Source organism: uncultured Pseudomonas sp. (assembly GCF_913774235.1).
Lineage (GTDB): Bacteria > Pseudomonadota > Gammaproteobacteria > Pseudomonadales > Pseudomonadaceae > Chryseomonas.
On sequence record NZ_CAJYDW010000012.1, the window covers coordinates 104,676 to 120,034 of the forward strand.

8 protein-coding genes are annotated in these 15,359 nt (G+C 68.8%); 3 read left to right on the forward strand and 5 right to left on the reverse strand.

Annotated features, from left to right (window positions below; genetic code table 11):
• Positions 1–13: 13 nt before the first annotated feature.
• From QZ471_RS10065 to QZ471_RS10085, 5 genes are all read right to left on the reverse strand, one after another.
• Positions 14–3,796: a cellulose biosynthesis protein BcsC gene (locus QZ471_RS10065; protein WP_295463253.1), complete on the reverse strand. Its 3,783-nt coding sequence runs from the start codon at positions 3,794–3,796 to the stop codon at positions 14–16.
• A 3-nt stretch (positions 3,797–3,799) separates the two neighbouring features.
• Positions 3,800–6,028: a cellulose biosynthesis cyclic di-GMP-binding regulatory protein BcsB gene (gene bcsB / locus QZ471_RS10070; protein ID WP_295463255.1), complete on the reverse strand. Its 2,229-nt coding sequence runs from the start codon at positions 6,026–6,028 to the stop codon at positions 3,800–3,802.
• Positions 6,025–8,223 carry a UDP-forming cellulose synthase catalytic subunit gene (gene bcsA, locus QZ471_RS10075; protein ID WP_295463258.1) on the reverse strand — a complete coding sequence of 733 codons (2,199 nt, stop codon included), beginning with the start codon at positions 8,221–8,223 and terminating at the stop codon, positions 6,025–6,027. Before bcsA ends, bcsB begins: the two co-directional genes overlap by 4 nt.
• A 2-nt stretch (positions 8,224–8,225) precedes the next feature.
• Positions 8,226–9,272, reverse strand: a complete 1,047-nt coding sequence (locus tag QZ471_RS10080) for a cellulose synthase operon protein YhjQ/BcsQ (protein ID WP_295463260.1) — start codon at positions 9,270–9,272, stop codon at positions 8,226–8,228.
• 365 nt (positions 9,273–9,637) lie between these two features.
• Positions 9,638–12,655, reverse strand: coding sequence for a cellulose biosynthesis protein BcsC (locus QZ471_RS10085; RefSeq protein WP_295463262.1), 3,018 nt, complete (start codon positions 12,653–12,655; stop codon positions 9,638–9,640).
• A gap of 415 nt (positions 12,656–13,070) precedes the next feature.
• Between QZ471_RS10085 and QZ471_RS10090 the strand changes: the two genes are divergently transcribed.
• Genes QZ471_RS10090 through rsfS form a run of 3 tightly spaced genes read left to right on the forward strand, consistent with a single transcriptional unit; the run spans position 13,071 to position 15,359 of the window.
• Positions 13,071–14,336 (forward strand): glutamate-5-semialdehyde dehydrogenase, encoded by a 1,266-nt coding sequence (locus QZ471_RS10090; RefSeq protein ID WP_295463264.1) that lies wholly within the window; start codon positions 13,071–13,073, stop codon positions 14,334–14,336.
• Complete coding sequence (gene nadD / locus QZ471_RS10095) at positions 14,336–14,998, forward strand: nicotinate-nucleotide adenylyltransferase (protein ID WP_059229864.1); 663 nt, start codon at positions 14,336–14,338, stop codon at positions 14,996–14,998. Before QZ471_RS10090 ends, nadD begins: the two co-directional genes overlap by 1 nt.
• A 10-nt stretch (positions 14,999–15,008) precedes the next feature.
• Positions 15,009–15,359: a ribosome silencing factor gene (rsfS, locus tag QZ471_RS10100; RefSeq protein ID WP_295463267.1), complete on the forward strand. Its 351-nt coding sequence runs from the start codon at positions 15,009–15,011 to the stop codon at positions 15,357–15,359.

Here is a 15,359-nt window from a genome sequence, read left to right on the forward strand (position 1 = left end):
GGAGCTCCGTGAATCAGTTGTCGTAGGGGGAACGATAGGGGCTGACCGGCAGGGCGAGCGACCGGTCCTGGGGTTCGAGCGTGTAGCGCAGATAGACGCCGCCATTGAGCTGCTGGTAGTCGCGGCCGTTGTCGACGCCGAGGTTGCCGCCGACGAACAGCTGGCGACCGAGTTGATACTCGGTGGCGCCGTAGAGGCTGTAGCCGAGGCTGGTCTTGCTCTGGCCGCCGTAGACCGCCGGAGCGCCCAGGGCCTGGCTCGCGGCCGCCTGCAGGCGGGCATCGGTCGGGTAGAAGTCGGCGCCATCCTGGGCGATGCGCTGCACGCCCACCGCCCCCCGCAGTTGCCAGGTCCAGCGGTCGGTCCGCTGCGACCAGGTCAGGGGCACACCCAGGGCATAGAAACGCTGGGGGCTGAAATAGCCGCCATGGCCATAGGTGAAGAACGCCTGGTTGTTGTCGTAGGCGATGCCGGTGAGGGCCAGCCCCAGGGTCAGGCGGCTGTCTGCGCTGTTGATCAGATAGCGGTACAACCCGGTGCCCAATTCGGTACGGCTGTTGTCGGCGACCTGGTTGCCCAGCAGGCGATACCAGGAGGCATAGGCATAGGCGCCGAACTGACTGTCGTCGTAGCCGAGCTGGCCGCGGAAGCCGTTGGCGGTCACACCGCCCCATTGCTGGCCGGTGCGGGCGTCTTCGCTGCCGGCGAAGGAGGTCAGGCTGTCGATCACCGCGCGCCGCGAGGCCGACAGGGTGTAGCGGGTGTTGTCGGTCAGGGGCCGCTCCAGGCTCACCCCGCCCACCGGGGTGGAGTAGAGGAACCCCAGCGGGGTGGTGCCGATGTCGGCCTTGAGCCCACGCTGCGGATCGCTGAAGGCCACCGCCAGGCCCACGCCGCTGTCGCTCTGGCTGCCGGGCGAGGCCGAGGGCGCTGCGGCGCTGGCCGCCGGACCGCCGCCGAAGCGATTGCGGGCAGCGCTGCCGACACTGCCGGCGGTCAGACTGACCGGGGTCACCCGGACCGCCAGGCGTACGTCGCCCAGCGGGAAGTCGATCTCCAGCGGTGCCTCCACGTCGGTGAGCTTGCCGAGGCCACTTTCGTTGTCGTTACTGCGCACGGTGAGGCCCTGGGTCACGCGGGCGCTGCGGGTCTGCAACAGGTCGTCGAGAGCGCGCTGGGCGGCGCTGTCGTTCGTCGTGACCGCAGCGTCCGCCGCCGGGGCCGCCTTGGCCGCCGCCAGCAACTGATCGGCGGTCGGCGGGATGGCCTGGCTGGCCAAGGTGGCGCTGCCGCGTCGCGGACCGAAGGGGTTGGCCGGGGCGCTGGCGAGCGGCTGCGCGGTTTCGGCATCGCGACGCTGCACGGCGACCACCTGGCGCAGCAGTTCGGTGGCGCGGCCGTCGCGACCGAGCGCCCGGTAGAGGCCGGCGGCGTCGGTCAGCACGCCGACATCGTCGGCGGCCAGCTTCACCGCCTGGTCGAGGGCGCGTTCGGCGTAGGCCGTCTGGTGCGCGTGGAGCGCCGCGTCGGCTGCGCCCAGCTGCAGCCGGGGATTGGCGGGATCGCGGCGCAGCAGCGGTTCATAGAGTTGCAGGGCCTTGGCGGCGTCGCCATTGGCCAGGTACAGGCGGGCCAGGGCGGTGTTGACCAGCGCATCGTCCGGCCGCTGGGCCAGGGCCGGGGCCAGGGTGTCGTAGGCGGTGACCAGATCACCGCGCTCGCGCAGGCGATCGGCCTGGCGGACGCGGTAGCGGTAGAGCAGGTCGTCGTAGAGCTGGCGCTGGGCTGCGCTGAGGCGCTGGTCCTGCAGATCGTGCAGCAGGGCGTTCACCTCGTCGTCGGCGCCGCTGCGTAGCAGCACCTCGCCATACTGCAGGCGCAGGGCCGGATCGGGCGTGCGCTCGCGGGCCAGGACATCGCGCAGCAGGCGCAGGCCATGCTCGGCGTCACCGGCTTCCGCATAGGCAGCGGCCAGGCCGCCCAGGGCCCCGGCACGCTGACCGGCGCGGGGCTCCAGTTCCGCCAACTGACGGCGTGCGGCGTGCTGCTGGCCCCGGCGGGCCAGGTCGCGGGCGGCGCTGACCTGGGCGTCGAAGTCGAGATCGGCCGCCAGGGTGTTCATGGCCGCGCTGCGCTGGGCTGGTGGAATACGGCGCAGAAAGTCGCGGGCGGCTGCCGGATCGTTCTGCTCCAGGGCGAACAGCGCCTGGACATAGAGCGCCTCGGGCCGCTGTGGGTTCTTGGCCAGCCCGCTATCCAGGGTCTGGCGTGCGGCCAGGGTCTGGCCCTGGCGCTGCTGGAGCCGAGCCAGGGCGAGCAGGGTCCAGACGTCGTCCGGGTTGGCGCGGCGGGCGTTCTCCAGGGCGCGACGGGCGCCGTCGAGGTCGCCACGACTCTCGGCCAGCTTGGCTTCCTGCAAGGCGCGGGTGGCCTGCAGACGCTCGAGGTTACCGAGCTTGGCCTGCTCGGCCGGGGTGAGGCCGTCCAGCAACCGCAAGGCTTCAGCCGGGCGATCGCTGTCGGCGAGCAGGTCGATGAGACCGCGCCGGGCTTCGAGATTGCGGGGGTCCTGCTGCAGCACGCGGCGATAGCCGGCTTCGGCGGCGGCCAGTTGGCCGGTCTGCGCCTGCACGCCGGCCAGGGCGAGGGGCGCTTCCGCTCGCTTGCTATCGAGACGCAGGGCCTGCTCCGCGCGTTCTCGCGCGGTGCTGAAGTCATTGGCCTGCTGGGCGCTACGGGCCTGGGCGAGCAGTGCCCAGTAGCGGACTTCCGCCAGGGGGGCCTGCCAGCGCGTACCACCGGGCTGGCGACTGGCACGGGTCAGCAGCTCCTGGGCGTCGCCGAAGCGCTCCTGCCGCTGGCGGACGATACCCAGGCCACCGAGGGCATTGGGATCGTTCGGCGCCACCTTGAGGCGCGCCTGGAAGGCACTCTCGGCCGCGCCCAGATCGCCGCGGCGCAGGGCTTCGATGCCGCGCGCCAGTTGCGGGTCCAGTCCGCCGCTGCGACTCAGGGCGCGCCCCTTTTCCAGTTGTGCGCGCAACTCGGCGTCATCCGGATGCTGGCGCAGATAGGCTTCGAACAGTGGTGCCTCCGCCGGCCCCGGCGGACCGCTCCAGACCAGCGCCTGGCGCCAGTACTCGCTGGCCTCGCCGCCGATGTCCTTGCGCGTGCTCAGCCTGGCCAGGGCCTGGATGCCCTGGCTGCGACTGGCCGGGAAACGGGCCAGGTGCTTGGCCTGGATCAGCATCAGCGCCGGATCGTCGGGGTCGAGCTTGCGCAACCGCTCGATGCCCGGTCCCGCCTCCTGCCAGCCGTTGGGCGTGTAGGCGAGGATGTCGTAGTACTCCTTGGCCAGATCACCCTGGGGCAGCCGCCCGCCGAACAGCTGACGGTACAGCGGCAGCGCCTGCACCGGTTTCTCTTCACTGACGAATTGGCGTGCGTCCACCAGGCGCTGCGGGTTGTCGCCGCTGGCCAGGGCGATGTCCTGCTCCAGTTGCAAGGCCTGTTGCGGCAGCGGCGTGATGGCCTGCAGGCGGCGCAGATAACCCTGGGCCGCCGGCAGTCGCCCGGCCTGCACCTCGATCAGCCCGAGACCGTAGAGCGCCTCGGGTTGCCGGGCGTCCAGCTCCAGCAGCTTGTTCCAGGTCTCCTGGGCACGGGACGCGTTCTTGCGCGCCTGCCAGAAGTGGCCCTGTTCGATGAGCAGGGCTTGGGGCTCGTCGAGCGCCAGGGCCAGCGCCGGGGTCAGGGCGCCGGTCAGGAGGGTGGCGAGCAGCGGTACGCGGGTCATGCGCTAGCGCTCCAGACGGCGGCGGGCACGGGCGCGCAGGGCGGCGTAGACCAGTCCGGCGAGCAGGGCCACGCCCACGGCGCTCAGCAGCAGCATCAGCAGCGGATGGCGTGCCAGTTGCCAGCGGGCATAGAGCAGCGGGCCGAGACTGCCGACATGATAGGTCTCGTCGGCCACCAGGCTTTCCACCTGCTCGCCGCGTACCGTGGCCAGGCTGCCTTGCAGGGCCTGGGCGTAGTCCTCCCGGGTGGTGAGGGCGCGGCTGATGTCCGCCAGCCCTTCGGGACGCGCGGCGACCAAGGCGACGACGCTGCGACCGCTCTTGAGCGGCGATTCGAAGCCGGCCACGTAGGCACCGGTCAGGCTACCGCTGGCGCTCAGCGCCGCGCGGCTGCGCTGCAGGCTGGCCTCGCGGTCGGAGCTGAACCACTGGCGCAGACGGAAGGCCAGGTCGGATACCTCGAAGCGCTGCTGGGCGCCGTCGAAGCCAGCGGGCAACTGAGCGGCCCAGCGTTGCAGCAACGGCTGGTCGGTGCCGCTGGCGATCAGCAGCAGGTCCTTGTCGGCCAGTCGATCGATGGCCGCGGCGCGCGCCACCGTGACAGCGGTGGCGGGATAGCCGGTGGAGGTGCCGAAGCGACCGAGCACGTTCAGATAGGCATCGATCTCAGCCGGCGTAGGCGCATCCGGCAGGATCACCGCGGTTTCGCTGAGGTCCGCCAGGCGGGTGAAGGGGAAGCCGCTGTCCTTGAACACGCCGAGGTTGGGCAGGGCGATGAAATGCCGATAGCCGGACAGGTCCAGGGTGGAGTCCGGTTCGAGGGTGCCGCGCATGTTGTCGATGATGACGTCGCGGCATTCGCCTTGCTTTATGTAGTCGTACATGAAACGGAACTGTAGTCGAGCCTGGAGCGCTTCGCCGTCCAGGGGCAGGCGGATGTCCGCCTCGCGCGGCAGTTCCTCGTTCTTGATCAGCGCCAGCAGGCCGCTGTCCAGGCGTTCCTGGCCGGGCAGCGGGATGGACTGGACGAACCGGTCGTTGAAACTCACCAGCAGCGAGGAATTGGTCGACACCGGCTGCGGCGTGTAGCGGTACTTGAGGTGCAGCGGCAGGCCGTCGTTGCGCCAGAGGAACAGGTCCGGCGGCAGGCGCAGCGGGACGGTCACGGTGCCCGGATCGTAGCCGGAGACGGCCAGCTGCTTGGGCGTCGCCAGTTCGCCCAGGCGCACCGGACGATCGCTCGGCAGCCAGTTGGGAGCATCGTAGGGTTGGCGCGGCTGCAGGGTCTGCAGGCCATCGATGGCCATGCCCGGACCGGACAGGGTCTGGTGGCCGAGGGCCACGGCGGCCGCCGCACGCTTGAGTTCGCCGGCATCGCGACCGGAGATCACCAGCAGCTGGCCCTGGGGATCGAAGGGGTTGACCAGGATGTCTACCCGCGCCCCGGTCGGGGCCGGCAGGCTCAGGCCGAGGGTCTTGGCGCGTTCTTCGCTGGTCACCAGTACCACCGCATTACCCTTGGCCGGCAGCGCGGTTTGGCTGCTGGGGAAGCGGGCACCGCGATAGCTGGCCAGGGCGCTGAACCAGGAGGACAGGGTGCCGGCGGCTTCCAGGGTGCCGTCGTCCGGCGTCCCGGCGATCACGAAGGGCAACTCCAGGGGGCGGGCATCGCGGCGGTCGAAGAAGGGTTGCGGCAGGCGCGCCAGGTCTGGCGTCAGGTCCAGGCGGGTGACTTGGACTTCCAGGCGGCTGGCATTGCTCACCTTGGCCCACAGGCTGGAGTGCAGCGGGTCCTCGCACTGCATGGTGTAGTGGCCGACCAGCTGGATGCTCAGGCGATTGAATTCGGTGATCAGGCGCGGCGGAATGTCCACCGTACGCGTCTGCGGGATGCCGGCGGTCTCCTTGGGCAGCGGGATGCTGGCGGCGACCTCGTCGTTGACCAGGACGTTGAGCTGGGACAGATCCGGCAGCAGTGCCGGCGAATAGGTGTAGTTCAGCGTCACCTTGGCCGCGCTGACGATCTCGTCGGCACGGATATCGAAGCTGACTCCGTCGCGGCCGTCGATCCCCCGCAGGTTGAAGGGGTAGACAGCGCCCAGTTGCTTGAAGCTGTTGTCGTAACCAGTGCCGGCCATGGCTACCGGCGGCGTGGCCTGGTCCAGAGCGACGGCGGGCGCGGCGCCCAAGGCGGTGAGCAGGAGCGGAAGGAGACGAAGCGACACGGTCATGGGCGGTCCAAGGGGGCGGAAGAGGAGGGCGTCTGGCGCCAGAGGCGTCGGCTCGTGCGCCAGAAGTTGCGATTGAGTTCGGTGACGCCCCGCAGGCCGATCAGGCCGACGCCGCGCAAGGAGCCCAGCAGCGAGTCCGGCTGGTGGTTACCCCAGGCTTCGGCCCAAAGGTCGGCACGGGAAAAGGTCATGCGGACCAGCTCACGCTGCTCGGTGACGCTGAGGTCGGCGAAACGGGTACCCACGGCGTTGTTGCGGCTGAACACCACGGTGGCGGGAAAGCGGCGCGCCTGGCCGTTGCGGGTGAGCTCTATGTGTACCGGGGTGCCTTCGGCGACCTCGACACCCTCGGGCAGGCGCAGGCCCAGACCGCTCTGGGAAAAGTCCTGGGTGGTGCAGGGCAAGCGGGCACCGTCGGCGAGGATCAGCTCGACCGGCAGGGTGGCGCTCACCCGCGGCTCGGCACGCACCTGGCGGGTCTCGCTGGCCACCGCCACGGCGGCACTGGCGATCACCAGGTTGTAGAGCGTCCAGGCCAGGTTGATGGCGACCGTGGTCACCGCCTCGGGGTCGCCGAGGAACAGCCGCCCGATACCGACCACCAGGCCGAGCAGGTTGAGCAGCAGCAGGACGATGTAGGGGCGTGCCAACTCCCAGTCGAAGTAGTCGCGGGCGATGATGCCGCCCTTGTCGGTCACGTTGAACTTGCCCAGCCGCGGGTTGATCAGCGCCAGCAGCGTGGGGCGCAGGATGTACCAGGCCAGGACCGTTTCGTACACCTCGTTCCAGAACGAATAGCGGAACTGGCCCTGGATGCGCGAGTTGGTCAGGTTCGAGTGCAGCACATGGGGCAGCACGTAGCAGGTGATCAGCAGCGCCGAGGCGTGGAAGATCTGGGCGCTGAACAGCAGGTAGGCCAGCGGCGCGGTGAGGAACACCAGCCGTGGCAGCCCGTAGAAGAAGTGCAGCATGGCATTCAGGTAGCAGAGGCGCTGGCCGAAGGTGAGGCCCTTGCCCAGCAGCGGATTGTCCGTGCGGAAGATCTGCGCCATGCCGCGGGCCCAGCGAATGCGCTGGGCGATGTGGCGCGATAGGCTCTCGGTGGCGAGGCCGGCCGCCTGGGGAATGCCGAGGTAGGCGGTGTTGTAGCCCAGGCGATTGAGCTTGAGCGCGGTATGGGCGTCCTCGGTCACCGTCTCGGTGGCCACCCCGCCGATCTCTTCCAGCATCGAGCGCCGGATCACCGCGCAGGAGCCGCAGAAGAAGGCGGCGTTCCACAGGTCGTTGCCGTCCTGCACCAGGCCGTAGAACAGCTCGCCCTCGTTGGGCACGGTACGGAAGGTCTTGAGGTTCTTCTCGAAGGGATCCGGGGAAAAGAAGAAGTGTGGCGTCTGCAGCATGGCCAGCTGCGGGTCCCGGAGGAACCAGCCCAGGCAGACCTGCAGGAAGGAGCGGGTCGGCACGTGGTCGGCATCGAAGATGGCGATGTATTCGCCGTCGGTCACCTTGAGCGCCGCGTTGAGATTGCCAGCCTTGGCATGCTCATTGTTCTCGCGCACCAGGTAGGAGACGCCGGCGGTCGCGCAGAAGTGGCGAAAGTCCTCGCGGCGGCCGTCGTCGAGCACGTGCACGCGCAGTTTGTCGCGCGGCCAGTCGATGGCCTGGGCCGCCAGGATCGACAGCTTCACGATGCTCAGGGCTTCGTTGTAGGTGGGGATGAAGACATCCACCGTCGGCCATTGCGCGGGGTCGTCCGGCATCGGCAGCGGTGACCGCCGCAACGGCCAGATGGTCTGCAGATAGCCGAATACCAGCACGGCCAGGGCATAGAGTTCGGCGGCTACCAGTCCATAGCCTAGCAGCATCTCCAGCGGCGTCTCGAAGCCCAGGGTGGACGTGAGGCGCCAGTAGAGATAACGCAGCGAGGCCAGCAGCGACAGCATCACCAGCAGGATCACCGGCAGGCGTCCGGGCAGCCGGCGCAGCAGCAGGGCGGCGACGAAGCAGCCACTGGCGAACAGCGCCTGCTCTGCCAACGCCAGGGGGACGCTCACCAGCAGGGCAACCAGCAGCGCGGCGGCGGTCCAGGCCAGCAGTTGCAGCGACGGCGGCGCCGCGGGCAGCTCGGACGGGGCGTTGGCACCGCGCAGCGTGCGGCGCCGGCGAACCTGCTCCAGGCGGTCGAGAAAGCCCATGGCTAGGAACGCGCTGCGTGACGGACGGTCGGTCGAAGCTCGTCGAGCAACACCTGGCCCAGTTCGCCGAGGCGGCGTGCCCAGGCGTCCTGGACGCTGGCCAGGCCCTGGCCTAGCGCCAGGGCCTGTTCCAGTTCGGGACTTTCCGGCAATACACCCAGCAGCCGCTCGCCCCAGGCTTGCGCCACGATGGCGGCGATGTCCTGACTCAGGGGGCGGTCAGGGTCGACCCGGTTGAGCAGATGCAGCGGATTGGCCTGGGCGGTACAGCCCTGCCACTGGCGTTCGAGACGCGGCAGACTGGCATAGCCGGTCGCATCCGCGGTCGTCACCCCAAGAACCCGGGTGGCCAGGGCCAGGGCCTGACGACTCAGGGGCGTCGAGCCCGTGGGGCAGTCGAGGATCACCAGGGTGTCGGCCGGCACCTCGAGCGCCTGCAGGCGCCGGCTCAGCCACTGGCCGTCGGTCGTCAGCGCCTGCTCCAGGGCCTGCAGGTCGAGGTCGTCGGGGGTGCCGAAGGGCACCAGGCGCAGGCGGTCGTCCACCGCCAGGCAGATGGAGAGCGGCGCCTTGCTCGAGCCGGTGGTGGACGAGGCCTCCTGCAGCAACAGCGAAGACAGCACGTTCTGACTGTCCAGCTCCACCAGCAGCACCGGCTGGCCGCTGCGGCTCAGCGCCTGGGCCAAGCCGGCCGCGATGACCGTCTTGCCGGTTCCGCCCCGGGCCGAGGTCAGCGCCAGCACCGGACCGGTCAGCGCTGGCAGGGTGCGATGCAGGGCCTGATCCAGGGCGGCGACGGCCTGGCTGGCCTGGCGGCTGCTGTGCAACTGCGCCAGCTCCCGCGACAGCGGTGGTAATTCGCCCGGCTCAGGCTGAGTGGCCAGCTCGGCAATCGCGATGACCGGTGCGCGTGGGGCCAGCTGCGGCAGAGGGACAGCCGGCGGGACCGTCTCATGCAACTGAGCTTCCGGCGCCTCGAACTCCTGGTAGCGCTGCGGATCACCGCCGAAGGAGCGAAACAGATTGGCAATATCCAGAGAACGGACCATGGCTGATTCCGGAAGGTCGAGGGGGCTGGGCAGCTGTTTGGCGTCAAATTAATGGCTAAAAGCCACTAGGTGTCATTTTTTGCGAATACTGTCACGCGGGGTTCGTGACCTACCAATGAAATATGCTTATACGGGCATCGAAGCGGAGCGAACGGAACAGCGCCTCGTTCAGCCGTTTCGATAGGAATGGTTGGCGGGCATAGCGGGGTCGTCAACGTCACCACGGCCGCGGTTCGGACGAAAGGCGCGGTTTGCCGCGGCGGCGGTTGCAGTGGCGACGAACGCGAGGATGGGCGGTCGTTTCGGGGGCGATAGACGCGGTGCCTGGGGGCAAAAAAAAGGCCCGCTCGCGCGGGCCTTCGTCCTTACTCTTCGTTCCGCGACCGGTAGGGTTGCGGGCGCGAGAGTTGCGGTCGGCCTTCCTGCTCTTCGAAGAAGTAGCGCAGGTAGAGGTTGCCGTTGACGTCGCGCTCGTCCTGGGCGTTGTCCAGGCCCAGGCGACCGCCCAGGGCGAACTGGCCGCTGAGACGGTACTCGCCATTGGCCGAGAGGCTATAGGCCACCCCAGTCTTGCTCTTGCTGCCGTACTGGCCTTCGCCAGCGGCTTCTGCCGCGGCCTGCAAGGCGGCGTCGTCGGGATAGCGATCCGCCGCGTCCTGGCGAATGGTCTGGACGCCCAGCATGCCCTGTACCTGGTAGGCCCAGAGGTCGCCACGCTGCGCCCACACCAGGGGTACGCCGATGGCGAAGTAGCGCTGCGGACTGAAGTAGCCGCCGTGACCGTAGGTCAGATGGTTCTGGTTGTTGTCGTAGCCGATCGCCGTGGCCGAGAGGCCCACGGTGAAGAGGCTGTCCGGGCCATTGCGCAGGTAGTAGTAGACGCCGGTGCCGATCTCGAAGCGGTCGTTGTCCTTGACGTCGTGGCCGGTCAGGCGATGGGCCGCGCCGTAGATGTAGGAGCCATAGCGGCCATCGTCATAACGCAGGCGGGCCAGGCCGCCGTTGGCGGTGACGCCACCCCACTCCTGGCCGGTGCGTGGATCGCGGATGCCGCCGTAGGAGGCCAGCGAATCGGTCACCGAGCGGCGCGACACGCTCAGGGCGTAGAGCAGGTTCTCGCTGAGGCTGCTCAGCGGGCGCTCCAGGGTCGCACCGCCGACCACGGTGCTGTATCTCAGGCCCACCGGCGAAACGCCGATGTCGCCCTTGAGCCCGCGACCGGCATTTTCCACGGCGAGGGACGCCGCCACGCCGTTTTCCTTCTGGCTGCCGTCGCTGCTGCTGTCATTGATGCGGGTCGGGGTGACGCGCACGGCGAGGCGCTGGTCGCCGGCCGGGAAGGAGATCTCCAGCGGCGCGCTGACGGTGGTCTGGCGCGAACTGCCACTGGGGTCGTAGCTGCGCACGTTCAGGCCCTGGGTGATGCGGATGCTGCGCTCGCGCTGCAGTTGGCCGAGGATCTGCTCGGTGGCCAGGCTGCTCGACAGGCTGCTGGTGGGCACCACGGACAGGTCGTTGAAGGGGTTGTCGGCAGCCTTCTGCGCCTGCAGCGGATCGGTCCAGGCATAGTCGGCGCTACCGGCATTGCCGCCGACGGCGGCCGGGACGGCGGCCAGGGCATCAGCGCTGCGCGTCTGGCCGGGCAGGGCGGCGAAGGGGTTGTCGCTGGCACCGGCGGCACGGGCGGCGGACTCGCGATCCTTGCGCTCCACCTGCACCACCTGCTCCAGCAGGCTGGTGGCGGTACCGGCCATACCGATGTCGCGGTAGAGCAGGGCGGCGCGACGCAGCACCAGCGGGTCGCTCTGACCGAGCTTGACCGCCTGGTCCAGGTACTGGCGCGCGGTGACGCTGTCCTGGGACTTGGCGGCGATCTCGGCGGCGCCCAGATAGAGTTCGGCGTCCTTGGGCTGGTCGCTGAGGACGTCGCGGTAGAGCTGGCGGGCCTTCTGGGTGTCGCCGCTGGCCAGGTACATGCGCGCCAGGGCGGCCTGGGCGGCCTTGTCGTCGGGCCGGGCCTTGAGTGCCGGGGCCAGGGTGTCGTAGGCGGCGGCCAGCTTGCCCTGATCGGTGAGGCGGTCGGCCTGGCGGATGCGGTAGCGGGCGAGCAGGTCGTCGTACTGCTGCTTCTCGCCGCTGTCGAGGACCACGCCCTGCAGGTCACGCAGCACGTTGCCCACGGTCTGGTCCTGGTTCAGCTGCAGCTGGATGCTGGCGTAGTGCAGCTGCATGGCCGGAGCCGGGCGGGTGTCGCCACTGATCAGCGGCTTGAGCAGTTCCAGGCCGTGTTCGGGATCGCCGGCGGTGGCGAAGGCCTCGGCCAGATCGCCGATCAGGTCGGGATTGCGACCGGCGCGGGCTTCCAGGCGCTTCATCAGGCTGCGCGCCTCTTCGCGACGCCCCTGCTTGGCCAGGGCCACGGTTTCGGCCAGTTGCTCGTTGAAGGTGATGCGCGCGGCCAGGGCGTTCATGTCAGGCGAACGCTGCGCCTGGGGAATGCGCATCAGGGTCTGCATGGCCCGCTGGTACTCCCCCAGCTCGTTGGACAGCAGGGCGCTGGCGTAGAGCACCTCGGGGCGCTGGGCGCCATCCTTGACCAGGCTGTCCACCAGGTCGCGCGCGGCGCGCGGCCGGCCCTGGCGAACCTCCAGACGGGCCTGGGCGAGGCGCAGCCAGGGGTCGTCCGGCGATTCCTTGCGTGCCTGCTCCAGCAGGCGCGAGGCACCTTGCAGGTCGCCGCGGGCTTCGGCGGCCTCGGCTTCCTGCATGGCCTGGCCGGCGCGCAGGCGATCCAGGCCCTTGACCTGGGTCTGGGCGCTCGGCTGCAGGTTCTTGGTCAGCTGCATGGCCTCTTCGGTGCGACCCAGCTCGTTGAGCGCGGCGATGCGGCCATAGTAGGCGTCGACATTGGCCGGCTCGCGCATCAGCACCTGGCGATAGGTGGCCTCGGCCAGCTCCCATTGGCGCTGCTGACTCTGGATGCCGGCGAGGAACAGCTGCGCCTCGACCGCCTCGGGCTTGAGGCGAATGGCCTCGACGCTGAAGTCGCGCGCCTGGTCCAGGTTGCGCTTGGCCTCGGCGGCATGGGCGCGTTCCAGCAGATGGTGGTAGCGGGCCTCGTCCAGGGCTGGCTGCCAGGTCTTGCCGCCTTTCTGGACGGCCTGGGTGAGCAGCTGCTCGGCATCGGCATAGCGCTTCTGTGCCAGGCGGGCGCTACCCAGCTTGCCCAGGGCATCCGGGTCCTGGGGCGTCTTCTTCAGTTGGGCTTCCAGGGCCTGCACGGCAGCGGCGGTCGGCGTCGTATCGGCAGCGGCTGCCCAGGTGGCTTCGGCATGGATCAGCAGGGCGAGCAAACCGAGGGACAGGGTGAGGTGCTTGGGCATGGTTCTTTCCGTGAAGGCTGTTAGAGCCTGTTCAAAGTCTGCTGCGCGTCGGCCAAACTGCGTTGAAAATGGCTTCGGAATGCTCATTTACCACTCGTAAACCCGAGCGCGGGTCCGATCCGCTTCCTCAACCATTTTCGCCTGGTTTGTCTCTAGCTCGCGAGACGTTTAACAGGCTTTGGGGCGTCGCTGCAGCACCCGGTCGACGCAGGGCTGGAACGGTTCCGGCTACTGGTGAATAGCTGAACGCAAGCTGAACGGCAAATCCAGCCGCGGATGATTCCCGACAGGCCGTGGCGAGTCAACCGAATCGAAATCGCAATACCATATCCCCAGGGCCTTCGGCGCTGGCCGCCCGGGGCGTGGCGACGCTATACTGCACAGCTTTCCCATCGTCTTTCGCAGGCTGCCGACCATGACCGAGTCCGTCTCCGCCTACATGACCCGTCTTGGCCAGGCAGCGCGTGCCGCGTCGCGGGTTGCCGCCCGGGCCAGCACCGCCCAGAAGAACCGTGCTCTGCTGGCCGCCGCCGCCGCCCTGGACGCCCGTCGCGCCGAGTTGAGCGCCGCCAACGAGCAGGACCTGAGCGCTGCCCGGGCTAACGGCCTGGAGCCGGCGATGCTCGATCGCCTGGCGCTGACGCCCAAGCGCATCGACGACATGATCGAAGGCCTGCGCCAGGTCGCGACGCTGCCCGATCCCATCGGCGAGATCCGTGACATGAGATACGTGCCCTCGGGCATCCAGCTGGGCAAGATGCGTGTGCCGCTGGGCGTCATTGGCATCATCTACGAGTCGCGGCCCAACGTGACCATCGATGCCGCCAGCCTCTGTCTGAAGTCCGGCAACGCCACCATCCTGCGCGGCGGCTCCGAGGCTATCCATTCCAACCAGGCCATCGCCGCCTGCATCCAGGCCGGCCTCGCCGAAGCCGACCTGCCGGCCGAACTGGTCCAGGTGGTGGAGACCACCGACCGGGCCGCGGTCGGCGCACTCATCACCATGCCGGAATACGTTGACGTCATCGTGCCGCGTGGTGGCAAGAGCCTGATCGAGCGCATCAGCCGCGATGCCCGGGTACCGGTGATCAAGCACCTGGACGGCATCTGCCACGTCTACATCGACCGTGCTGCCGACCTCGACAAGGCCATCCGCATCGCCGACAACGCCAAGACCCAGCGCTACGCACCCTGCAATACCATGGAAACGCTGCTGGTGCATGCCGCCATCGCCCAGCGGGTGCTGCCGCCGCTGGCCGCCATCTACCGCGATAAGCAGGTGGAATTGCGCGGTTGCGAACGGACCCGGGCACTGCTCGGCACTGACGTCCTGCTCGCCACCGAAGAGGATTGGCGTACCGAGTACAACGCGCCGATCCTGTCCATTCGGGTGGTGGACGGCCTCGATGCAGCCATCGAGCACATCAACGCCTATGGCTCGCAGCACACCGATGCCATCGTCACCGAGAACTTCAGCGATGCCCGACGCTTCCTCACCGAGGTCGACTCGGCGTCGGTGATGGTCAATGCCTCGACCCGCTTCGCCGACGGCTTCGAATACGGCCTGGGCGCCGAGATCGGTATCTCCACCGACAAGCTGCATGCCCGCGGGCCGGTAGGCCTGGAAGGGTTGACCAGCGAGAAATACGTGGTCTTCGGCGACGGTCACGTCCGTAGCTGATGAGCAGCCTGCCCACCCGCATCGGCTTGTTCGGCGGTACCTTCGATCCCGTGCACATCGGCCACCTGCGCGCGGCGTTGGAGGTGGCCGAGGCCCTGGCGCTGGACGAACTGCGGCTGATTCCCAGCGCTCGGCCGCCGCACCGCGAGGCGCCCAGCGTCGCGGCCGAGGATCGGCTGGCGATGGTGCGGCTGGCGGTGGCGGACAGCGCGCCGCTGGTGGTCGATGACCGGGAACTGCGCCGGACGCGCCACTCCTATACCATAGAGACCCTGGAAAGCCTGCGCGCCGAACTCGGCGATGAGGTGCAGCTCCTGCTCATGCTCGGTTGGGACGCCTTTTGCGGCTTGCCGACCTGGCATCGCTGGCGCGAGTTGCTGGAGTTGTGTCACATCCTGGTCCTGCAACGGCCCGATGCCGACAGCGAGCCCTGTCAGGAACTGCGAGATTTCCTGGCGGCGCGCAGTCAGCCCGATCCCCAGGCCCTCAAGGGGCCGGGCGGGCAGATCACCTTCATCTGGCAGAACCCGCTCGCGGTGTCCGCTACCCAGATCCGCGGCCTCCTGGCCACCGGGAAGTCCATCCGCTTCCTGGTGCCCGATGCCGTGCTTGACTACATCCGGACGCACGGACTCTATCCGGCGTCCTCCGAACCGAGGTAAGAGCTACACCATGCAAAGCGAACAACTCGTCCAGGTGGCCATCGCCGCCCTGGAAGACATGAAGGCCCAGGACATCGTCTCCCTGGACGTGCGCGAGAAGACCAGCGTGACCGACATCATGGTCATCGCCAGCGGCACCTCCAGCCGCCACGTCAAGTCGCTGGCCGACAACGTGCTGGAAAGGGTCAAGGGGCAGGGCGTGCGCCCGCTGGGCAGTGAAGGCCTGGAAGGCGGCGAATGGGCCCTGCTGGACCTGGGCGACGTGGTCGTCCATGTCATGCTGCCGACCACCCGCGAGTTCTATGACCTCGAGCGCCTCTGGCGCGGTGCCGAGCAGAGCCGCGCCGCCCACGGCGAATAA